General features: G+C 47.3%; 30 protein-coding genes, 2 tRNA genes and 2 pseudogenes. All 34 read left to right on the plus strand.

What is annotated here, in order from left to right; genetic code table 11:
• Positions 1-332: 332 nt before the first annotated feature.
• A tRNA-Ile gene (locus DXA97_RS18250) sits at positions 333-406 on the plus strand.
• 2 nt (positions 407-408) lie between these two features.
• A tRNA-Met gene (locus tag DXA97_RS18255) sits at positions 409-482 on the plus strand.
• A gap of 104 nt (positions 483-586) precedes the next feature.
• Positions 587-1561, plus strand: a complete 975-nt coding sequence (locus tag DXA97_RS18260; RefSeq protein WP_118721342.1) for a ParA family protein — start codon at positions 587-589, stop codon at positions 1559-1561.
• 277 nt (positions 1562-1838) lie between these two features.
• Positions 1839-2405 (plus strand): annotated as a pseudogene (locus DXA97_RS18265) (terminase); the annotation flags it as partial.
• Positions 2406-2421: 16 nt separating this feature from the next.
• Complete coding sequence (locus DXA97_RS18270; protein WP_347561701.1) at positions 2422-3834, plus strand: PBSX family phage terminase large subunit; 1413 nt, start codon at positions 2422-2424, stop codon at positions 3832-3834.
• Positions 3835-3847: 13 nt separating this feature from the next.
• Positions 3848-5272, plus strand: a complete 1425-nt coding sequence (locus DXA97_RS18275; protein ID WP_118721343.1) for a phage portal protein — start codon at positions 3848-3850, stop codon at positions 5270-5272.
• Positions 5272-6882, plus strand: a complete 1611-nt coding sequence (locus tag DXA97_RS18280; RefSeq protein WP_118721344.1) for a minor capsid protein — start codon at positions 5272-5274, stop codon at positions 6880-6882. Before DXA97_RS18275 ends, DXA97_RS18280 begins: the two co-directional genes overlap by 1 nt.
• On the plus strand, positions 6876-7025 hold the full coding sequence (locus DXA97_RS20410) for a hypothetical protein (protein ID WP_182436961.1): 150 nt from the start codon (positions 6876-6878) through the stop codon (positions 7023-7025). The genes DXA97_RS18280 and DXA97_RS20410 overlap by 7 nt, the downstream gene beginning before the upstream one ends.
• Before the next feature lie 208 nt (positions 7026-7233).
• The gene (locus DXA97_RS18285) at positions 7234-7431 is read left to right on the plus strand and encodes a hypothetical protein (protein WP_118721345.1); all 198 of its coding nucleotides are present in this window, start codon (positions 7234-7236) and stop codon (positions 7429-7431) included.
• Positions 7432-7561: 130 nt separating this feature from the next.
• Positions 7562-8167, plus strand: coding sequence for a phage scaffolding protein (locus DXA97_RS18290; RefSeq protein ID WP_118721346.1), 606 nt, complete (start codon positions 7562-7564; stop codon positions 8165-8167).
• An 18-nt stretch (positions 8168-8185) separates the two neighbouring features.
• Positions 8186-9190, plus strand: a complete 1005-nt coding sequence (locus DXA97_RS18295; RefSeq protein WP_118721347.1) for a major capsid protein — start codon at positions 8186-8188, stop codon at positions 9188-9190.
• Positions 9191-9200: 10 nt separating this feature from the next.
• Positions 9201-9554 (plus strand): hypothetical protein, encoded by a 354-nt coding sequence (locus tag DXA97_RS18300; RefSeq protein WP_118721348.1) that lies wholly within the window; start codon positions 9201-9203, stop codon positions 9552-9554.
• Between the two features lie 111 nt (positions 9555-9665).
• A complete protein-coding gene (locus DXA97_RS21305) occupies positions 9666-9884 on the plus strand; it encodes a hypothetical protein (RefSeq protein WP_243107756.1) in 219 nt (72 codons plus the stop codon).
• Positions 9881-10393: an HK97 gp10 family phage protein gene (locus tag DXA97_RS18310; protein WP_118721349.1), complete on the plus strand. Its 513-nt coding sequence runs from the start codon at positions 9881-9883 to the stop codon at positions 10391-10393. The genes DXA97_RS21305 and DXA97_RS18310 overlap by 4 nt, the downstream gene beginning before the upstream one ends.
• The gene (locus DXA97_RS18315) at positions 10383-10814 is read left to right on the plus strand and encodes a DUF6838 family protein (protein WP_118721350.1); all 432 of its coding nucleotides are present in this window, start codon (positions 10383-10385) and stop codon (positions 10812-10814) included. The genes DXA97_RS18310 and DXA97_RS18315 overlap by 11 nt, the downstream gene beginning before the upstream one ends.
• Positions 10815-10817: 3 nt before the next feature.
• Entirely contained in the window at positions 10818-11867 is a 1050-nt protein-coding gene (locus DXA97_RS18320; protein WP_118721351.1) for a phage tail sheath subtilisin-like domain-containing protein, read from the plus strand.
• Positions 11868-11881: 14 nt separating this feature from the next.
• A complete protein-coding gene (locus DXA97_RS18325; protein ID WP_118721352.1) occupies positions 11882-12358 on the plus strand; it encodes a phage tail tube protein in 477 nt (158 codons plus the stop codon).
• 10 nt (positions 12359-12368) lie between these two features.
• On the plus strand, positions 12369-12782 hold the full coding sequence (locus tag DXA97_RS18330) for a phage portal protein (protein WP_118721353.1): 414 nt from the start codon (positions 12369-12371) through the stop codon (positions 12780-12782).
• 164 nt (positions 12783-12946) lie between these two features.
• Complete coding sequence (locus DXA97_RS18335; RefSeq protein ID WP_118721354.1) at positions 12947-13453, plus strand: hypothetical protein; 507 nt, start codon at positions 12947-12949, stop codon at positions 13451-13453.
• 11 nt (positions 13454-13464) lie between these two features.
• A pseudogene (locus DXA97_RS18340) lies at positions 13465-14838 on the plus strand (tape measure protein); the annotation flags it as partial.
• Positions 14839-15105: 267 nt separating this feature from the next.
• Positions 15106-15498, plus strand: a complete 393-nt coding sequence (locus DXA97_RS21310) for a LysM peptidoglycan-binding domain-containing protein (RefSeq protein WP_243107757.1) — start codon at positions 15106-15108, stop codon at positions 15496-15498.
• 15 nt (positions 15499-15513) lie between these two features.
• Positions 15514-16497, plus strand: a complete 984-nt coding sequence (locus DXA97_RS18350) for a hypothetical protein (RefSeq protein WP_118721356.1) — start codon at positions 15514-15516, stop codon at positions 16495-16497.
• Positions 16498-16513: 16 nt separating this feature from the next.
• Positions 16514-16771 (plus strand): DNA helicase, encoded by a 258-nt coding sequence (locus DXA97_RS18355; protein WP_118721357.1) that lies wholly within the window; start codon positions 16514-16516, stop codon positions 16769-16771.
• On the plus strand, positions 16771-17154 hold the full coding sequence (locus DXA97_RS18360) for a DUF2634 domain-containing protein (RefSeq protein ID WP_118721358.1): 384 nt from the start codon (positions 16771-16773) through the stop codon (positions 17152-17154). The genes DXA97_RS18355 and DXA97_RS18360 overlap by 1 nt, the downstream gene beginning before the upstream one ends.
• A complete protein-coding gene (locus DXA97_RS21315; RefSeq protein WP_243107758.1) occupies positions 17147-17422 on the plus strand; it encodes a hypothetical protein in 276 nt (91 codons plus the stop codon). The genes DXA97_RS18360 and DXA97_RS21315 overlap by 8 nt, the downstream gene beginning before the upstream one ends.
• Positions 17365-17868: a baseplate J/gp47 family protein gene (locus tag DXA97_RS21320; RefSeq protein WP_243107759.1), complete on the plus strand. Its 504-nt coding sequence runs from the start codon at positions 17365-17367 to the stop codon at positions 17866-17868. Before DXA97_RS21315 ends, DXA97_RS21320 begins: the two co-directional genes overlap by 58 nt.
• On the plus strand, positions 17847-18179 hold the full coding sequence (locus DXA97_RS21325) for a hypothetical protein (RefSeq protein WP_243107760.1): 333 nt from the start codon (positions 17847-17849) through the stop codon (positions 18177-18179). The genes DXA97_RS21320 and DXA97_RS21325 overlap by 22 nt, the downstream gene beginning before the upstream one ends.
• On the plus strand, positions 18166-18699 hold the full coding sequence (locus tag DXA97_RS18370) for a putative phage tail protein (RefSeq protein WP_118721359.1): 534 nt from the start codon (positions 18166-18168) through the stop codon (positions 18697-18699). The genes DXA97_RS21325 and DXA97_RS18370 overlap by 14 nt, the downstream gene beginning before the upstream one ends.
• A complete protein-coding gene (locus DXA97_RS18375) occupies positions 18696-19358 on the plus strand; it encodes a hypothetical protein (protein ID WP_118721360.1) in 663 nt (220 codons plus the stop codon). Before DXA97_RS18370 ends, DXA97_RS18375 begins: the two co-directional genes overlap by 4 nt.
• 346 nt (positions 19359-19704) lie before the next feature.
• Positions 19705-20433 (plus strand): acyl carrier protein, encoded by a 729-nt coding sequence (locus DXA97_RS18380; RefSeq protein WP_118721361.1) that lies wholly within the window; start codon positions 19705-19707, stop codon positions 20431-20433.
• Positions 20420-20845, plus strand: coding sequence for a hypothetical protein (locus DXA97_RS18385; RefSeq protein ID WP_118721362.1), 426 nt, complete (start codon positions 20420-20422; stop codon positions 20843-20845). Before DXA97_RS18380 ends, DXA97_RS18385 begins: the two co-directional genes overlap by 14 nt.
• A 364-nt stretch (positions 20846-21209) precedes the next feature.
• The gene (locus DXA97_RS18390; RefSeq protein WP_347561699.1) at positions 21210-21530 is read left to right on the plus strand and encodes a hypothetical protein; all 321 of its coding nucleotides are present in this window, start codon (positions 21210-21212) and stop codon (positions 21528-21530) included.
• 122 nt (positions 21531-21652) lie between these two features.
• The gene (locus DXA97_RS18395; RefSeq protein ID WP_118721364.1) at positions 21653-21919 is read left to right on the plus strand and encodes a hypothetical protein; all 267 of its coding nucleotides are present in this window, start codon (positions 21653-21655) and stop codon (positions 21917-21919) included.
• A gap of 18 nt (positions 21920-21937) precedes the next feature.
• Positions 21938-22160: lysozyme (locus DXA97_RS18400; protein WP_147355607.1), on the plus strand; the 223-nt coding region annotated here is incomplete at its 3' end.

Consider the following 22160-nt stretch of genomic DNA (forward strand, 5'->3'; position numbering starts at 1 on the left):
TATTTGAGATTTATGGGTGAAAAATAAATTGTGTTACGAATGTTACACATGTTACGAATCAAAATGATATAGTGTAGCATGAAGCCAAAGGCATACAGCTTGCGGCTTCTGCCTTTTGATTATTTGTTTTGAGCGCGCCGCACATTGGCAGTCCACTTCATGGCTCCGTTACTGCCTTAACAAAACTGTTCTCCTGGATCTGGAGAATGAAAACCATCAAGCAATTGGTGCAAGCGGCGCTGCATGGACTGCACTTTTACTTTCTCCCTGCCGGGTGTCACAGCCTGGCTGGGGATTTGGTTGGCAGTCACCGATTGCAAACAGCTGCATAATGGAACGTAGCTCAGCAGGTCAGAGCAGCTGGCTTATATCCAGCGTGTCGAGGGTTCAAGTCCTTCCGTTCCAATTTGCGAGGTAGAGCAGTCAGGAAGCTCGCCGGGCCCATAACCCGGAGGTCGCAGGTTCAAATCCTGCCTTCGCTATTTGCTTCATAAGAAGCCCTCTTTCATGAAAGCACCTGTCGTGAGATGGGTGCTTTTCTTTTGTCAGAATTTGAGGTATGATGAGAGAAGAAGGGAGATAAAATATGAAGAGTATTGCTATTTTTAACAATAAGGGTGGAGTTGGAAAAACCACATATCTATACCATATTGCGAACATTCTTGCAGATGCTGGAAAAACTGTGCTCATGGTTGACTGCGATAGTCAATGTAATTTGACAGCGTATGCACTAGAAGAATCCCAGATTCGACAAAGTTGGTCGGAACGAGGAAATAGTATATATAGAGTTATAGAGCTTATAGCAAGAGGTTTAGGAGATTATAGAAAAAGAAAACCAGTGCCGTTAAATGATTATTTGTATTTGGTGCCGGGAGATATTGATTTAAGTATATTTGAAGATAGGTTGGGTGAAACCTGGTCAAGTGCATCAAATCAGGAAATATCGTTAAGAGCACAAATTGCAATATATCGGTATGTCCTTTATGCCGCGAAAGAAATCAATGCGGAATATATTTTATATGATTTAGGACCTAATTTAGGTGCTTTGAATAGGGCTGTATTAGGAGGTTGCGATTATTTTGTGACTCCACTTTCACCAGATTTATTTTCGATTAAAGGTACAGAAAATTTAGGAAATAAATTTGTTAAATGGAGAGAAGATTGGGATAGAAATTTGATAAAATGGAAAGGTGAAATGGATGAATTGCCAACTGGAGCCCCTAAATTTGTGGGGTATGTTACACAACAACATAATTTAAGAACAAAAGATGAAGATGGTATGACTAATGGATGGAAGATTTTTGGCAATCAAGTAGATGGAGCTGTTAGGACAAATATCGTAGATAAGCTTACTCCATTAGACCAAGTTGTAAAAAGAGATGATTATAAACTAGGAGCTATTCCGAATTTGCATAGTTTGGTTCCGTATTCGCAAAATGCAAAAAAGCCGGTTTATAAATGCACTGGAAGAGATGGGCTAAAGGGGGAACATATAAGCCGTGCTAGAGAAAGCGTGAAGTATTATGAAGGTATAATTGATATTATAATGAAATTGGAATGAGTACTACAGAGCCACCCCGTGTGGCTCTTTTCTTATACTCAAAACAACACGAATCGAGGTGATCGGACATGGCCAGAGCGCCGGATCCAAGAATTGAACAGGCGAAGGCCATGTATCTGGAAGGTCAGAAATTGGTTGAGATTGCGAGTCAACTAAATCTGCCGGAAGGCACGGTCCGTCGCTGGAAGTGTACACATAAGTGGGATAACGAACGTCGGATAAGAAAAGCGAGCGTTCGCAAAAGCGTAAGCGTGGGGCTCAACCTAAAAACCAGAATGCCATCGGCAATAACGGCGGCGCTCCGGAGAACAACAAGAATGCAGTTACCACGGGAGAGTTCGAAACTCTCCTTTTTGATTGCCTGGATCCGGAGGAGCAGCGCCTGGCACAGGCCGTGCCGGAGGACAAGCAGAAACTTCTCATGCAGGAGATTCAGCTCCTCACGGTCAGAGAGCGCCGGATGCTAAAAAGGATCAACCTGCTGCGGATGTCCCTGGATGATTCCGGGGCATCATCGGGAGATGAGACTGGTATGACGGTGGTGAGTCACAAGAGCGGACTGGAAAAGGATAAGGAGACTGATCTTCTGGAATACCGCGGCAAGCTGGGTCAGATCCAGAATATCGAGGATGCCCTGACCCGTGTGCAGGCCAGAAAACAGGCTGCCATTGATGCGCTGCATCGATATGGCGTGGATGATGCGCGTCTGGAAATCGAGATGATGAAGCTTGATCTGGCAGCGTTGAAGCTTGGTGGTCAGGAACAGCAGATTGAGGATGATGGATTCCTGGATGCGCTGAATACAGAATCACGGAGTCTGTGGGGTGATGCGGATGACGATTAAAGAGCGCATTGCCGGCATGAAAGAAAAGCTGCAGGCTATGAAACAGCAGCGGGGAATCCTGACAAAGGTCCAGGTATTTCAGTTCCAGCCGTTTTCTCAGAGACAGAAGCAGATTCTTACCTGGTGGATGCCGGACAGCCCTGTAAAGGACTATGACGGTATTATCGCGGATGGAGCGATCCGATCAGGAAAGACGGTCTGCATGTCACTGTCTTTTGTGTTCTGGGCGATGGAGAACTTTAACGGCCAGAATTTTGCGATGTGCGGTAAGACGATTGGGTCCTTCCGGCGAAATGTTTTGTTCTGGCTGAAATTGATGTTGAAAAGCCGCGGCTATAAGGTTGCAGATCACCGGGCGGATAACCTGGTGGAAGTCAGCCGGAATGGTGTCACGAATTACTTCTATATCTTCGGTGGCAAGGATGAACGAAGTCAGGATCTGATCCAGGGCATTACCCTGGCCGGAGTCTTTTGTGATGAGGTCGCACTGATGCCCGAGAGCTTCGTCAACCAGGCAACTGGCCGTTGTTCTGTGGCGGGGTCCAAATACTGGTTTAACTGCAATCCGGACGGACCGTATCACTGGTTTAAGGTCAACTGGATTGACAAAGCCATCGGTTACCTTGGCAAGAAAAAGACTGCCAAGCTGCAGGAAGAAGCCAAGGCGAAAGGCACGGAGTTGAACCTAAAAAAGCTCCTGTATGTGCATTTCACAATGGATGACAACCTAAGCTTGTCGGAAACTATCAAAGCCAGATACCGCAGCATGTATAATGGCGTTTTCTTCAAGCGCTACATCGAGGGCCTCTGGGCTATGGCTGAGGGCATCATCTATGACATGTTCGACCCGGACAAGAACACCGTAGATGCAGAGGCCACGGCAGCTGCGTACCGGGAAAAGACCGGTCAAGAGTTTTGGGTGGGGGATAAATACGTCAGCTGCGATTACGGTACACAGAACCCTACGGCGTTCTTGCTGTGGAGCAAGGGTGCTGACGGCAAATGGTACTGCCGGAGAGAGTATTACTACTCTGGCAGGGACAAAGGTCGGCAGAAGACCGATAAGGAATTCTCGGATGACCTGACGACCTGGCTAGCCGGGGAGAGCATCCATGCCGTTATCCTGGACCCGGCAGCGGCATCCTTTAAAGCCCAACTGGAAAAAGACGGGTACAAAGTAAAGAAAGCCAAGAATGATGTTTTAGACGGAATCCGTTTCGTAGCAACTTTGCTACTGGCGGGTTCCATTTTTGTAGATTCGTCCTGTGAGAACCTGATTAAAGAATTCGCGTCCTACATCTGGGATGCAAAGGCGGGGGAACGGGGCGAAGATAAGCCGGTAAAGGAACATGATCATGCGCTTGATGCGCTCCGGTACTTTTGTTATACGATCATCCGCAGGTTTGGTGGCATGAAGATTTTAAAGTGAGGTGACAAACGAAATGGATATTGAAGTGATAAAGAAACTGATCCGAAAGTATCAGCCAGGGCATACGGACTTCGTGAGTAATGCCATGAAAGCCAGAGCTTATTACCGAAATGATACAGACATCAAATTCCCGCCATCGGAGGAAGAGAGGAAGGAGAAGGAACGGCCGCTCAGGAATGCAAATAACCGAATCCCGTTCAATTATCACGGCCTTTTGGTAAACCAGAAAGCATCCTATATGTTCACAGCACCTCCACTTTTTGATCTGGGAATAAAAGCATCAAACAATAAGCTTGTAAAGTTCCTGGGAGACAAATACGCAAAAATCTGTAAGGACCTGTGTATCGAGGCATCAAATTGTACTGTTGGCTGGCTGCACATTTGGCGCGATAAAAAAGACGCATGGAATTATGCTGTGATCCCAGCCGAACAGGTGATTCCCATCTGGTCTGATAGCTTGGAAAAAGAGCTTTTGGGAGCGTTTCGGAGCTACCAGAAAATTGATGATGGAACAGGTGATACCTATACCATTTATGAGTATTGGAGCGATACGGAATGCGCCGCATACCGATTAAAGGCTGGGGATAGGCTGGATCAGCTGATTCCGTATCAAATGTTTTTAATAGATCCGGTACTGTGTGAGTTCTCGGAAAGCTACCAGCACGGCATCGGAGAAGTGCCGTTTTTCCCATTTTTTAACAACAATATTGATACAAATGACCTGCAGAACATCAAACCTTTGATTGATGTCTACTGCAAGGTGTTCAGCGGTTTTGTTAATGATCTGGAAGATATCCAGGAGATTATCTTTGTACTGACCAATTACGGAGGTGCTGATTTAGGGCAATTCCTGCGGGATCTGAAAGATTATAAAACGATTCAGGTTGAAGATGAAGGTGACGGGGCTCATTCCGGTGTTTCCACACTCACGATTGATTTGCCAGTAGAAGCCAAAAAGACGTTGCTCGAGGTAACCAGAAAGTGCATTTTTGAGCAGTGGATGGGAATTGACCCGGATCCGCAGAATTTCGGCAATTCTTCTGGTGTGGCACTGAAATTCCTGTATTCGCTTCTGGAACAGAAAGCTGGTTTGCAGGAAACCGAGTTTAAGCTTTGTTTCGGCCGCTTTGTCCGTTGCGTGTGCCGTTTGCTTGGTATTCCCATTAAGAATGATACCATTATCCAGACTTGGACACGTACCAGCGTGCAGAACGATCAGGAACTGGCCCAGATTGCATCGCAGAGTAAGGGAGTTATTTCGGACGAGACGATCGTTGCCCATCATCCGTGGGTCGAGGATCCTGAGAAAGAGATGGCACTACTAAAAGAGCAGGAGGATGCGGACACCGCTGAGATCTCCGAGATGTTTCCGAAGGACGATCCGGCCCAAAACGATGATTCAGGCGAGGACAAGAAAGACCAGGGCGGTGATGCGTGATGTCCTACTGGGAGAGACGCCAGGAAGAAACCTATAAAGCCGGGGAAATGACGGTGAACCAATATTTCACTGGGCTGGAAAAAGCGTTCAACCAGGCCAAGAGAGAATTGCAGAAGACGGTGGAAAGTTTTTACTGGCGGTATGCGGAAGAGAATGGATTGACGTATGCAGAGGCTCAGAAACGTCTGGATAAGGCCGAAATGAAGGGGCTGAGGGAGTTTATAGACCTGGCAATGCAGAACATTGGCAAATACAACCAGGAGGTTAATAACAAGTCCATCAAGGCCCGCATGACGCGCTACCAAGCGTTGGAAGCACAGGTGGATGCAATCCTGAACCAGCTGTATGCGGTTGATTACCAGGCAAATGCAGAAAAGATGATGAGCGATGTATATACGAACACCTATCATCGTACCTGGTATGATGCGGACCGATATCGTGGCTTCCATGCCCAGTTCGCTCAGATCGAGCCGAGAACCATTGAAGCGGTGCTGAAGTATCCGTTCAATGGCGCGAACTTCTCGGATCGTCTCTGGAAGCAGAAGGAGCATTTACAGGGACAGATCATGGAGTCGCTGACAAACATGATGATCCAGGGCGCGTCACCGCAGAATCTCGCTAAAGACTTTGCAAAGAAAATGCAGGCAAAGAAGTTTGATGCTTACCGCTTGCTGCACACAGAAAGCTCTTATGTCATGAGCGAGGCCACTCATGCCGGTTACAAAGAGGATGGAGTTGAACAATATCAGATCCTGGCCACGCTGGACAGCAAGACTTGTGGAATCTGCGGCAGGCTGGATGGCAAAATCTATCCAGTATCGGAAGCGGTGACTGGAAAGAACATGCCGCCCTTCCATCCGTTCTGCCGATGTACGGATGTGCCGTATTATCCAGACACGCCAACGGAAGGAATGACATGGGCTGCCAGGGATAAGGACGGTCACAGCATCGAAGTGCCGGAGAGCATGACGTATGAGGAGTGGAAGAAGAAATACCTAGACGAAAGCGTAAAGGATACGGAACAGTTGTACAGGCCTGTTGATAGAGGAGAGAAAGAACAGATTGACATCGGAAAAGGGAAACAGGTGTCTATCAGAAAGGTCGAAAGTTATCCTGGTGAAGTTTATGCATCAGATGCCGCAGATATTAAGCCAAAAGCTCTACATGAAATTAATAAAAATACTGAGGACGCAATGAAAAAATGGGGAATCCCACCGGAGAAAAAGCCGAAGATGGTAATTGTTTCGTCAGATGAGCTTGGTGCATACGGAAAGTATGATGCCGTCACAAACACAGTGTATTATGTCCCGCAAATTGTCGTTGGGGACGATACCGTTGCCCCAGGGGATACGGAATATCATGAAATGTGGCATTTAAAGCAGGCGGAGGATTATCGAAAAAGCGGGAAAACCATTACCCAGGAGAATAAGCGTCAATATATGATACACCTTTGCAAACAGTGCAAGAAGCGCATTGACAAGCTAGGAATCAATGAGTACAATGTTAGTGAAATCAGCCGATATGCAATGAATAACTATATGATAGGCCGATTTGACGAAGTTGAAGCCGATTATATGATGGTAAAACGAAAGGGAAAAGTATCATGGTAATTAACGAATATCCAGAAGAAATAAAAAAATTGATGAGTATTTACGAGCCCTACATGGTGGGGTGTCATCTGGAAGATGCGCCGCCAGAGGCGGTAGAAGCTCTTGAAAAAGTGAAGGAATGGTCATGGGAACAGGGACAATAAATACCACCAGTCAGTAGGCCGGTGGTATTTTTATACCCATTTTTAAGTGTTGCGACATCGCAACAGCAGGGAGGTGAGCACATGAATGTATTAATCTGGTTCCGGCAGCATTATTGCCGGCATAGCTATCGGAAACACTGGAGCCGTGCATCTGGCCCGTATGGCGGATATGTAAGGCGGTGTACCAGATGCGGAAAGGAAGCCCACAATGATTGACATTTATGCAACCGGAGGTAGTTTTCTGGGCGTTCGCATTCCATACAAGGTTATGCTCGATCTTATGAAGGATGACTTTGTCAAGGACACGGAATTCATCGAATTTGAGTTTGAAAATGGCGATAAAGGTGCGGTGAGGAAAAGTTGCATAAATGGTTTTTGTGACTCAGAAGACATAGAAGAAGTTTAAAGCACGCAGAGATGCGTGTTATTTTTATGCCCTGCCATAAGGCACAAAACTGGGTCTACTCTGCCGGGAGTATAACCGGTCAATCCCAATACCCGGAGAGCGGGAATAAAAATCTATGGAGGTAGATACGATGGAATGGTTAAAAGCAATTTTGGAAAAGGCAGTGATCACGGATGGAAAGCTGGATGTTGAGGCAACCATGAAAACCATCAACGCTGAGTTCCCGAAGCATGCAGTACCAAAGCAGGACTACAATGACAAGGTGAAAGAGCTGAGCACGGCCAACGATACCATCAAGGATCTGAAAAAGAACAATGCAGACAACGAAGATCTGCAGAAGAAAGTCGAAGACTACGAAGCTGAAGTTGCGGACCTTAAAACAGCTGCGGAAAACACCAAAAAGGAATATGCCCTGAAAGATAAGCTGAAAGAGGCTGGCGCTATGGATGCAGATTACATCATCTACAAGCAGGGCGGACTGGACAAGTTTACCTTTGATAAAGAGGGCAAGGTTATCGGCCTGGATGATGTGCTGAAACCAATGAGAGAGGCGTCTCCGCATCTGTTTAAATCTACAGGCGGAGCTGGTGGCTATAACCCTACTGGTGGCGGCAACCCCCCGGCAAACAATCCGTTTGCGAAGGAGACCTACAATCTGACCGAACAGGGACGCCTGTTCCGGCAGAATCCAGAGCAGGCCAGACAGCTGGCGGCTGCAGCAGGCGTAAAACTTTAAGAAAGAGAGGATTTTTAAATGGCAGGAACAACCTTACAGGACGTTATCGTCCCGGAACTTTTTGACCCGTATGTAATTAATCGTACGATGGAATTATCTGCTCTGGTGCAGAGCGGAATTATTAAAAACGACAAACGGTTTGATGAGCTGGCATCTCAGGATTCTCCGATGGTTAAGATGCCGTTCTTCGAGGATCTGACCGGAGATTCTGAACAGGTTATTGAGGGCGTTGACCTTGCGGACAACGGGATTAATTCCAATATGGACGTGGCTGTAATCATTCGCAGAGCAAAGATGTGGAGCTCGACGGATTTATCGGCAGCTCTTTCTGGCACGGATCCGATGCAGGCAATCGCTACTCTTGTTGCCAAATTCTGGGAGCGTGATATGCAGAAAGAGCTGATTGCTATCTTAAACGGCGTATTTGGCACTATCCCGGCAGGATTAAGCGGAGACCCTGCTGCAGAGACCAGACTGGCATCCAATATCCTGGACATTTCCGGCTTGAGCGGTGCAAAGGCAAACTGGTCCGGTTCCGCATTTATCGATGCCGAGCAGAAACTGGGAGATGCAAAAGAGCTGCTGACAGGTATTTGCATGCACTCTGCGACAGAAGCTTATCTGAAAAAACAGAACCTGATCGATACGGTACAGCCGTCCAATGATGTTGCGTTTAAAGTCTATCAGGGCAAGAGAGTGATTGTTGATGATGCTTGCCCGGTGACTGATGGCGTATATACCACCTACCTTTTCGGCGAGGGGGCTGTTGCTCTTGGTAATGGCAGTCCGGTGAGAGATATCCCGACTGAGACCGATCGTGCGAAACGTAAGGGTTCTGGCGTTGATTTCCTGGTTAACCGCAGAACGAACATCCTGCATCCGAGAGGAATCGCATGGCAGAATGCTGTTATGGAGAAAACAGAGGGACCGTCCAGAACGGAGTTGGCAAACCCAAAAAACTGGAAGCCGGTATATGAGCCGAAGCAGATCCGCATCGTAGCGTTTAAGCATAAGCTCGGATAAGGAGGCCAAGATGACAAAATCGGAGATGTTGATTACCGTGAAAAATAATCTAAAACTGGAGGATGACACGCGAGATCTCGACATCTCCGATGTTATTCTTGGTGTTTGTGATTATTGTAATCTGAGTCCGGAAGATCTGCCGGACGATTTGGAGCCGTTTGTGCGCCGGAAGGTAAAGGGCGTCGTAGATTATGAAATGGTACACGGACCGGGATACACACAGGAGATTGCCAGCATCAAGGAGGGCGATGGAAGTATCACATATGCTACAGATAGTAGTAACAGCCGTGAGAACATTTATGGCTTGTCTGGTGCCGACAAGGCGATTCTGCGTCGGTTTAGGAGGCTGAGGGGATATGCTTAATCCATATGAGGTTTTATATGATTCCATGATGGACGTATACAGATACCAGAATGCAAAGGATGACGCTGGCTTTGATACTTCCGGGGATGTCTGTGTGGCATCTAAAGTAAAATGTCGTTACAGCCTTTCTGGACAGACACGGCAGGCCTTCCGGTCCCGTCCGTATCCGCAAATAATCAGCTGTTTTGCGGGCTGGAAACGGACATCCAGGAGGGAGATAAGGTGGTTGTGACACTGCGAAACGGCAAAGAGATCCATCTTAGGGTTGGCGAGGTGCATCCTTACACATTCCAGTGCCAGTGTCGCGTGGAAAGGGACGAAAAGGCATGAGCAGTTCCAATTACCGACGGAATAAAGCGTTTATCAACCAGTTTCGGAAAGAACTGAAAGCAGAGCTAGGCGACTTATCCGAAGTAGATGTCAAAGTGCTTAACAGGGCCGTAAATGAGGGCATCAGATGGCTGAAGGAGCGGACACCGACTGGGCTCCATCCGAATCCGGTTACTTTTACGATTAAGAATGGACCGCAGGCAGGCAAGGTCGTGAGCTTCAAGACTCAGGAAACTATTGTTGGTGGACTGCTAAAAAAATCCTGGAAATCTGCTCCGGCTTCCAAAACAGCGTCCGGGGCAAAGAAGGTACTGGTAAATACAGCAGAGTATGCTTCTTACTGGAATTACGGTCATCGTATCGTGCTGCGAAAGGGCGGTCCGACAAAAGGCTTTGTGAAAGGTACCTATCTGCTGGAAAAAGGGGTCTCCTACATCGACCGTCGGCTGGTGGCCCTGTTCGAAGCGGAATTGGTAAGGATTAAAAAGGAGCATGAGGATGGGGATTGATACACTGTATAAAGCGATTGCAGCAGAGTGCCGGACTGCTGTGCCGGAGCTTGCCAAAATCTACCGAGACAATATCCCGCAGAATGCGGAACTGCCCTTTGTTCTGGTCCTGATCATCGATACGGATGTCAGCCGGCGGCTGGCAAATCAGCAACGGGTCAAACAGAGCTTTGATGTGCAGTATTTTCCTGGGTGCGATATCCAGGACCGCAGAAAAGAATGTGAAAAAGTAAAACAGGAGATGTTACGGCACTTCGATGTGATCAGTGCCGATGGCATCTCTTTTTATGTGAGAGAAAAGAATGCAAATGTAACCGATGATGTTCTTCATTTTATGTTCAGCGCCACTTACACAGAATGCAGGCAGGATGCTGAGCCGAAGATGGAAGAACTTAATGCAAATGTTGAAATGGAGGAATAAGCTATGGCAGGTACATGGGAAAGCCAGAACAAGGTGATTCCTGGGGCGTACATCAATCTGCAGACCAATACTCCACTGAGCATCACCGCGGGTGACCGCGGTACGGTGGTGATTGCGCAGGAACTGTCTGTGGGTACGGACAACGAAATCTATGAGATTACCGCATCCGCAGCAAATTATCCAGAGAATGCGACTGCGGCAGATAAGAAACTGACCGGTCTCGCCCTTCTGGGAGCAAAGACAGTGCTCTTATACAAGCTTCCGTCAGCTCACACGGACGAGCATGTGGAAGCAATGCTGGCGGCATTAAAAACCGTAGATTTTGACGTATTGGTATATCCGTATGCAAAATCAGGTACCTCAGCATCTACGGCACAGCAGACAATCGCGACCTGGGTTAAATCTATGCAGGATGACGATGGCAAGAATGTAACGGCAGTGCTGCCGAACTATGCTGCGGATTCGGAGTATGTGATCAACAGCGTGCAGGGCGTAATCCTTTCGGATGGTTCTACGCTGACAGCATATGAGACCGCGGCATGGATTGGCGGTATTACCGCTGGTTCGAGCATTACGAAGTCCAACACAGCGCAGAAGTTTGTAGGTGCGATTGATGTGGTGCCGAGGATGACGAGATCGGAACAGGAGACAGCGATTAAGGCCGGAAAGCTCCTGCTTGACGTGGATCGCAACCAGAATGTGACGGTAGTTGCAGATATCAACTCTCTGACATCTACTACCCAGACAAAGGGTGATATGATGAAGCAGAACCGGTCTGTAAGAACTGCCTGCGGTATCCGCAGTGACATCCAGTCTGTTTGGGATGCGAATATCAAGGGCAAGTACGACAACAATGCAACAGGCCGTTCAATCTTCAAAGGAATGTTAGTTGAATATTTTACTGATCTAGAGCGTCGTGGAGCAATTCAGAACTTTGATTCTGACAATGTGACTGTTGGGGCTGGAACTGCGATTAACGCAGTATTAGTTAACTGTGGTGTGCAGCTTGTAGGCAGCATGGAGCTTGCTTACATCAATGTAAATCTGACCTAAGGAGGATATGAGATATGGCAGAGAACTATACTATGCTTTCTGACACCCTTGGATCATCTGAGGGAATGGGTTATATTACCCGCGATGGTCAGAACCGGCGGATGTTTGATTTGTCGAAAGTGGAAGCTTATGTCGATCTGAAAGTAACAGAAAAGCAGCTTATGGGGCATCGTATGGTCCAGCATAAGGTAACCGGTGCCAGCGGAAGCGGAAGCGCTACATTTTATTTCATGAATTCTGATGCACTGAAAGAATTTGCGAAATACAAAAAAACCGGTAAATTTGCAGGTGCGTCGATGCAATTTACCAATGAGGATCCTCAGTCTACGGTTGGTCGTCAGACGGTTACACTGTTCCATGTAATCCTGAAAAAGATCCCGGTTGCGTATCTGGATGACAGCAGCGAAGACCCGATCACTTTTGATTCTGATTTTACGTTTGATGATTGTGACTGCCTGGAAGCTTTCCAGCTTCCGGAGAACATGAGATAGGAGAGTGGCTATGAGCGAAGTAAGAGATTTATATGGTTTTTTACATCCGGAGATTACCCCGGAAAAAGAGGTGTTTGTATCTGAGCGTTTTAAGGGGAAGGACGGCAAGCCAATGCCGTTCGTGATCCGCCCATTGGAGCAGGAGATTTGTGATAAGATTCAGCGCGCCTGTGTCAAGACCAATAAAAAGGGGACCAGCGAGTTTGACCGTATCCGTTATGTTGACGAGATTACCGCCGAAGCTGTTGTATTCCCGGATCTGAAAAACGCAGAGCTGCAGAAAGCATATGGCGTTCTCGGCGAAGTAAAACTCCTGAAAAAGATGCTGTATACCAACGAGTATAATGCTCTGATCGACGCAGTCCAGGAGCTGTCTGGTACGGATGATTTTGATGATTTGAAAAATGACGCAAAAAACGAATAAAGCAAAGTGATCCGGAATTTTTGCTGGCGCACTTTGCTCTGCAGAAATTACATATTCTCCCGAAAGAATTTGCCGCTATGACTCCTCGGGAGAAAGCTTTTATTGCTGCCAGCTGCGAATTAAGGGTGGAGGCAGAAAAGCGTGCTGCGAAAGGGGTGAGGTAGATGGCAAAATTAAGGGCTACGATCGAACTGGCTGCAGGCGGATTTTTGTCTCAGATTAACCGCGTGGAGCAGGCATCCAACAGGGCCGCGAAGACTGTGGAGGATGTCAGCGCATCGGCTGACAAAGCAGGAACCAGCCTGGACAGAGCTGGAAAGAGCGGTAAGAAAGCGAAGGAAGGGTTTGAAGATGCTGGCGTTGGTGCGGAAAGGGCCAGAAAAAAGGTCAAGGGACTGGGGGATGAAGTTGATAAAACGAAGTCCAAAGCTGAAAAGGTTGCTGGAGCTCTTGGCAAACTTTTTGCGGCAAAAACAGCAATAGACGTTGGTGGTAAGCTCCTGAATGCATCCGATAACTACATGAATGCAAATACCCGTCTCGGCTTGATCAACAAGGATAATAACGGGAATGTTATCAATCCAAACCTGCAGAAAGAAGTATATGCTTCTGCGCAGCGCTCCAGGGCATCGTATGAGAGTACAGCTAATGGCGTCGCAAGCTTGGCCTAAATGCGTCGAGTGCTTTCAAAGACCAGAAAGAGCTAATTGGATTCGTTGAGTCTATCAATAAGCAGTTTGCAATCGGCGGAACCGAAGCGGGGGCAGCGGCTGGTGCCATGACTCAGTTGACCCAGGCAATGGGTTCTGGTGCTCTTCGCTGTGATGAACTTAACTCCGTCCTGGAAGCGGCACCGAGTATTGCCCGTAACATCGAGAAGTACATGGGCTGGGCGGAAGGTTCCATTAAATCCTATGCGGAAAAAGGTGCGTTATCGGCGGAAATCGTAAAGAATGCGCAGTTGGCCGCTATGGATGAAATCAATCAGAAGTTTAACTCCATGCCTATGACCTGGGCACAGCTGTGGACCAGGAGCATGAATGCGATACAGAACGCATCTGCACCGTTCCTACTGGCTCTAAACTGGATTGCCAATAACATGGATATTATTGGTCCGATTTTGCTTGGAATTGCAGCAGGACTTGCGGTGTATGCGGCATTTACCTACGGTGCAGCAGCTGCGCAGTGGGTGCTGAATGAGGCAACCGCGGCATGGAATGCGCTTTGTGCGATGAATCCGGCGGGATTGATGGCGATAGGATTTATAGCATTGATTGCAATGTTATATGCGGGCGTTGCGGCCTTTAATAAGCTGACAGGATCATCGGTGAGCGCAACGGGCATCATTGGAGCAGCAGTATATGTTCTTGGGGCGGGAATTTATAATAATTTTATCTTCCCGACCTATAACGGTTTCGCTATGCTGGCCAATTTTGTTGGTAATGTTTTTCACAATCCGGTTGCAGCGGTGAAAGTATTGTTCCTGGATATGGCAAATACGTGCATCAGTTATGTATTAAACATGGCCAGAGCTATAGAGAATATTATCAATAAAATCCCTGGCGCTTCTGTGAATATCACATCCGGACTAGACGCTTTAAAAAATGGAATTGAAACAAAGGCAAAAACCATAAAGGATGAAAGTGGTTGGAAAGAATATGTAAAGCAACCGGAACTGATGGACTATAGCGCAGCTGCCAGCAAAGGCTACGCGAAAGGATCAGCGTTGGCGGGCAAGATATCCAATCTTGTCAGTGGTGGTATTGGTGGTATGGATTTTAGCTCCATAGGTACCGCTGGAAATCCCGCAAAGGTAGAAGGAAAGGGCAAGAATGGCAGTATGAACGTAAAGCTGGAAGATGAGGATATTGATTACCTCAGAGAACTGGCAGAGCGTGATTATGTTGCCCGAATCGCACAAAATACCCTGGCACCGAACATCCAGGTTACCTTTACAGGAGACATCAATCAGGAACTCGATTATGAAAAGATTGGCCCTGCAGTGGCTCAGATCCTGCAGGATGAAATCGACAAAACACCGGAGGGACTATACTGATGAGCTACAGCGTGTATTTAAAAATCAGCGGCAAAAAATATAAGCTCCGGTCAACCCGGAAAAAATTAAAAAGACTCAGAAGCTGAATGTGGAGAAATATCAGGTCTTAAGATCCGGACAAGTCTGCGTTCCTACCTATGCGGAATTGTGTGGGTATGAATTCGAGGAATGTGAGCTGCCTCATCGGGACGTCCACTACATGGAGCCGGGAAGCGATGCGGATCCAGATAAATACATCAGGCAATTACAAAGGCGCAAAAGAACAAGTTGCCAATCCAGCTGATCTACTCCAATGGGGAGACAGACGATGAATCAGCAAAGGTTTTGATTGAGTCATGTAGCATAACGGAAAAAGCGGGAGAGGAAGGGGATAAATACCTTTCTCTCTCGTTTTTGCAATACAAGGCACCGAGCAAGAAGTACATGGCAGTTGTCACACCTACGGCTACCGTGGCGCAGCCGCAGGTTCAGCAGCCTTCCAACCAGGCAGTGGAACAGGGAAAAACCTATACAGTCCAGAAAGGTGATACGCTCTGGAAAATCGCAAAGCAATTTTACGGAAATGGAAACCAGTATTCGAAAATCGTGAGTGCAAATTCGGATAAAATCAAAAATCCAAATCTGATTTATCCGGGGCAAACATTTTCAATACCAGCCTGACGAAAGGAGTCTCCTATGCAATTATGTGTCGAGAATAACGGTAAAATTTGGGAGATATCCGAATTATGTCTGGAAATCAGCTGGAAGGATGAACTGAACAACGGGGCATCCGTGCTGGAATTTGCTTACCTGTATGAAAGCGAGCTGATGATCCAGAACGGTGATGTTGTGCGTCTGACCAATACCAGCGAAACAGATGGGATCTTTTTTGGCGTGGTTTTTAAGGTCAGTATGGGTGAAGACCGGAAGGTAAAGGTTAAGGCATACGATCAGCTGCGTTACGGCAAGGCAAAGGATATCATCACGCTGAAAGGCGGACAGGATGATATTTGCACTGTAACGCAGAATATGTGCAAATTTTTGAATTTAAAATCCGGAACAATGCCGGCCGTGGCTTATAAAGTACCATCCGACAAGGTGAAGTACCAGGACACTTGGATAGATGTAATCTATGGATTGATTTCGGACACTCTGCTCAATACAAAAACTGCGGAAAAGCCACAAGGCGACTGGTACCGTCTGGCAGATGTATATGGCGAAGTTAAATTAGACAGCTTGTGGGATCTGCAGCTCCCGCTTGTCCTGGGAGATTCGTCCCTTGCATATGGATACAGTTGGGAAAAGAGCATCGATGATAATTTTTACAACATCGTGAAGCTATCCTGGATGGATGAAGGGAGCGGAAAAGCCCAGACCACACAAGCATCTGCTCAGGAATCCGTGAACCGGTATGGTAATCTGCAGTACTACGAGCATGTCTCAGACAAGAGTACGGATTCCGCAAAGTTGCAGGAGAAAGCCAAAAAGCTGTTACAGTTGTATAACCACGAAAAAGAGACCATCAAGCTGTCCTGCCTGGGTGATCATTCCGTCCGGGCAGGCTGCAGCATTTATGGCAGCGTGGCCGACATCGAACTGAACCGGCGGGTGATTGTCAAGTCAGTCACGCATAAATATCTGCCCGTACATACGATGGAGCTGGAGGTGATTGCAAATTGATCAATGAGAAATCAAGATGATTGTGGACGGATTTTTGAATTCTGTGAAACTTCCGACTATTCTGATCGGTACCTATAACGGTGCCAGGGTACAGGTGGATGCTAGGTTTACGGTTCCAGCTGCTCAGCTTTCAGGCAACATGAAATCATCCTTGAAAGCCGGTGACAAGGTCAGAATGCTGGCATCGACAGGCTGGGAAGAATTCTATATCTTAGAGATCATTGGTAAGAATACGGCATTTAAGGATGAAATAAAGGGGGAGGCGCTGAAATAATGGAGCTGACAACAGATATGCGGATTGAACAGCAGAGCTTTTCCAACCGGTCGTACAATGTCTCGCAGACGGCAATTAACGGATTCGTAACAGATTTGGAAGCGTTATCCCAAGCCATCCACAAGCGGCTGACTACGCAGCAGTTTGAGTATCCGATTTACAGCTTCGGCTATGGAGTAGATTGGAGAGATTTGCTTGGGCAGGATCCTGAATATGTCCGGCCAGAAATGAAGCGGATGATTCAGGAAACATTGCTGGAAGATAATCGCATCACAGAGGTTGATAATTTCTCCTTTGAATTTTCTGGCAATGTGTGCCAGTGCACATTTGATGTTACAAGCATTTTCGGAATCACAAGGGAGGGAGTGGAAGCCAATGTATGAAGATATGACTTATGAAAATATTTTGCAGAATATGTTAAACCGAGTGCCGGAAGATATCGACAAACGTGAGGGTAGTGTGATTTATGATGCCTTGGCGCCTGCAGCGTATTTCCTCGCTGATCAGTATTTTCAGCTTGCAAATTTTATTGACCTTGTGCTTCCGGATACAGCACTGGGCGAATATCTGGACCGGGCTGTGCTGCCTACGGCGTGGAAAGAAAACCAGCCACAGCTGCAGTCAGAAAAACGACTGCGTCAGGCGTGGTAGATATCGGAAGCCGATGGGCAATCAGCAACTTGGTTTATGCGGTGACAGCGGCATTGTCGGAATACGAATACGAGGCAACCTGCGAGACTCCTGGAACAATCGGCAACCAGTATGTCGGAGAAATGCAGGCTTTGTCTGCTGTAAATGGAGTGACGGCAACGCTGGGGGATATTATCACTGCAGGTGCAGATGAGGAGACAGATGATGCATTAAGAACCAGGCTCATGGAAAAGGTACGGCTTCCGGCAACATCTGGAAATGCTTATCATTATCAGCAATGGGCACTGGAGGTTCCGGGGGTAGGAGCCGCAAAAGTATTCCCTCTTGATAATGGCCCGGGAACTGTTGGCATCCTGGTAGTAGACGCTGATCGGCTGATTGCTGAGGGACTCCCGGCCAAAGTGGCAGCGCACATCGAAACGGTGTGCCCGATCGGGCAACTGTAACCGTATCAAGCCCTACGGCACTGAATATTGCGATCAGTGCCAATGTACAGTTGGACGGAAGTAAGAGTCTGAGCGATGTAAAAAAAGCTTATGAAATCGCTGTGAAGGATTTTTTGAGCGATACAGTATTCTCTTCCTACCGTGTGAGCTATGCGAAACTTGGAAGCTTACTGCTTGATGTGCCCGGAGTGGAAGATTTTGACAGCTTCACGCTGAACGGTGGAACAGGAAATGTTACGGTAGGAGAAAAGCAGGTGCCGATTATCGGTACCATATCTTTGTCGGAGGTGAGTGCTGTTGGACTTAACTAAAGTGTTGCCTCCATACTATGACCAAAATGATACGATGCAGACATTGCAAAAGATTCTGTCAGCTGTTACTGATGACCTGGAAAATGGTCTGAGTGATACTATATCAGAATGCTTTGTGACAACAGCATCAAAACTACTCCCAAGGTATGAGCATTTGTTAGGACTTACAGTGGATGTATCAAAGTCGGACCGGTTCCGGCGCGAACGCATAAGGGCAAAAATTTCCGGTGCCGGAACCACGACAAAAAGTATGATCGAGGATGTATCCAGAAGCTACTCAAATGGCGAAGTGGAAGTTATAGAGGATAATGAAAACAGTCGCTTTGTAATCCGCTTCGTTGGCGTTCTTGGCATCCCGGGAAATATGGCAGATTTGAAACTGACCATCGAAGAAATAAAGCCTGCGCATCTTGAAGTGGAATATGAGTACATTTACAACACCTGGGCGGACAGCAGCGTGCTGAAGTGGGAGACAGCTGCAGCATACACGTGGGAAGAAATAAGGACGGTGGAGCTATGAAAGAAACAACAAACTTAAAACTGAAAAAACCAGAAAAGAATGAGTATATCAATATCGATGATATCAATAACAATATGGATGTCATCGATGAAGAGGTTGCGAAGAAAGCATCAGCATCCGGCGGCGATATCTCCGATACCGTGATCACATCTGCAGAGGAGCCTACTGCAGAGTATCCGGTGCCTGCAGCTGGTGACAGCACAAAGGTGTTTTTAGGCAAAACTCGGAAGTTTTTTAGCGATATCAAAAACTGGATGACCGGCGTGTGTATGCTGGGACAGATCGTAAATAACTGCGTGACCGACAATGCAAAGCTGCCGTTGTCGGCGGCGCAGGGCAAGCAGCTGATGGACCTTTATAATGTGCTAAACACCAACCAGAATCGGACGGCCATTATAAAAGCTGGATATGCCCAATTCAGTAATATAAAATGGGCTGCTAGCGCATCATACACTTGCGTTGTCTCTGATCAGAATATTAAAAAATCCGATATACTGTTAACTGGAATAAGAATTGTGGGTAGCACTGCCGAAAATTATGGATTGCGCTTTTGGGTTGATGATGGATATATATCTTGTAACTGCACCTCATTAATTGCAGGCAATAACACTACAGTCGGTTTTTGGTATCTGTTAATCCGTTCGGCTATTTCAGAATGATATTTTTTCTATGCGCTTGTAAATGTATACACACCATTCGAATAGACAAGATAATGATGCTCTTGGCAATTCCAGCTCATAGATTCAACATACCCATATTTTTGGGTGTCATACTTAAAACCAAAAACTGTGTGTACGCCAGAGTTAAAGAAAAATCCCAAAATAATTGAGCCGGCATCGGACTGTTCAAAAACCATTTTTAAGGATTTTTCTATCGTTTCTCCGCTCATATTACCATAATTACGGTTCAGTTTTTTCGCCTTGGTGTTTTGAACTATAAATATAGAAAATTCAGGTCCTTCGGGGCCTTTTATTATACATAAAAATACATTAGGAGGTATCCCAAATGGAAAAAATCAAATTATCCGGATCTGAGCGGACGTATGAGATCCGGAGCATTATCCCGACAGCAGAGCATGTGCTGCAAATCATCTTTTCAGACGCGGTACCGACAGCCTGGGGCGGCGACATCGAGCTGTATACTGCAGGTGATGTGCTGGCCACAACTCTCACCGGCTGGACCACAGTGTACCGCGATGAGGGCCAGATCATCTACCTGTCAAATGACGGCAGCGTGTACGTGCCGCCTGCGGATCCGGAACCGGTCACGCCGCCAGAGCCGTATGAGCCGACCCTTGCAGAGCTACAGGCTGCCAAAAAGCAGGAGATCAGTCAGGCGTGTGAGCAGATTATTTATGCTGGCATCAGCGTAACACTGGCAGACGGCACCGTGGAGCACTTTGCGCTGACTGAGCATGATCAACTTAACCTTTTTGGTAAGCAGGCCCAGCTTGCGGCCGGAACTGAGCAGCTGGAGTATCACTCTGACGGCAAACCGTGTCGGTATTACAGTGCGACAGACATGCAGACCATCATCGCGGCTGCCATGCAGCATGTCAGCTACCATACCACCTACTGCAACGCGCTTAACATGTGGGTAGCCGGATGCGAGACAGCTGATGAGCTGCAGCAGATCTATTACGGTGTGGATGTGCCGGAGCAGTACCAGTCGGAGGTCCTCAAAGCATATCTTTTAGAGATTGCGAGTCTGGCGGGAGATGATGCGGATGCTTAAACTGTTTTGCAAATACAGCTTTTTGTTTGACGTTGGCGGTGCGCTTTATGTGCTGATCGAGCTGATCTGGCGGGGCTGGAGCCATTGGACTATGTTTATCCTGGGCGGCCTGTGTTTTGTCATGCTTGGACTGATCAATGAGGTGCTGCAGTGGGATACGCCGCTATGGCAGCAGGTGTGGATCGGCACGATCGGGATCACGGCCCTGGAGTTTTTGACTGGTTGCATCGTCAATCTGTGGCTTGGCTGGGGCGTGTGGGATTATAGCGGGATGCCTGGCAATGTCCTGGGACAGATCTGTCCACAGTACATGGTGCTGTGGGTGCCAGTGAGCCTGATCGGCATTGTGCTGGATGACTGGATCCGGTACCGCTTTTTCGGCGAGGAGCGTCCGCATTACAAATTAATATAAGGGAGATACACGATGATTGAAGTGATTTTACAGTACATAGCCACGCACTGGGTTGCGTGGCTTTTTGCGGCTATCTCCGGCATCCTGGGCGCAGCTTATCGCAGATTATCCAAGCAGCTCAAAACGGAGCAGATAAAAGCGCGGTCTATCAATGCTGCAGTGTTGGCCCTGCTCCACGACAGGCTGTACCAAGCGTGCCAGTTTTATTTAAAACGGGGATATTGTACACTCGAAGACCGAGACAATTTGGAGTACATGTTTAAGCTTATAAGGCTTTGGGTGGCAATGGAACCGGCGAAGAACTATATAACAGGTGCCTGGCATTGCCGTATGAATCGGCAGAAAGTGAGGATAAGAAATGAATATGAACGACGTGTTGCAGTATGCAGCGTATGTGTTGGTGGCCATCGGTGTGATGGCTTTTTTAGTATCTGTAATTACGCAGGTAATCAAAGAACTGCCATGCTTTAAGCAGGTGCCGACCGCCGTGGTTGTGATCGTGCTGAGCCTGGTCCTTTGCCCGGTGGCACTGGTGGCGCTGCTGGCCTGGATGTCAAAGCCGATTACCTGGTATCTTTTATTTGCTTGTATGATTGCAGCTTTTATAGTAGCGCTGGTTGCAATGGACGGATGGGAGCGTGTGACCGAGATATGGCAGCGGACAAGGTACAGCGATAAGCATTGAGAGGAGGTGATCCAGATATCTCCCGCGGCGGCCCGGGTGACGGCCGCCATGTTGTTGCGATATCGCAATGGGCGATTTAAGCGCTACCCTTATAATAATTAAGAAGAAAAGAGGACAAATCTATGATGAAATTAAGCGAAACTGTCGAAATGATGAACAGCGCAGATTATAAGGAAAGATTTAAGGCTGAGTATAATCAGCTGGCTATCAGATATTATGGCTTGAAAGGGATGTTAGAGAAATGGGATGCAGGCACGCTGCCGTTTAAGCCGACATGTCCGAGAAGTACCTATAATATGCAGTTGACCGCCATGACGGATTACCTTGCGGTGCTGGAAGCCAGGGCGGTTATGGAAGGCATTGAGCTTGACGATGTAAGCTGCAAATAAGGCAGAAAGGATAATCAAATGAAAATATCAGAAAAAGGACTTGCGCTGATCAAAAAATTTGAAGGCTGCCGTCTGACAGCTTACCAGGATGCCGTAGGTGTCTGGACCATCGGCTATGGCACCACCACTGCAGACAAGTCTATCACAGGCACCACGATTTGCCAGGGGTTGCGCATTAGCCAGAAGACGGCAGATGAGTGGCTGCGTGAATCCATCAATCGCAAGTATGGCCCGAAGGTGG

It is taken from the genome of Clostridium sp. OF09-36 (assembly GCF_003481985.1).
GTDB lineage: Bacteria > Bacillota > Clostridia > Lachnospirales > Lachnospiraceae > Brotaphodocola.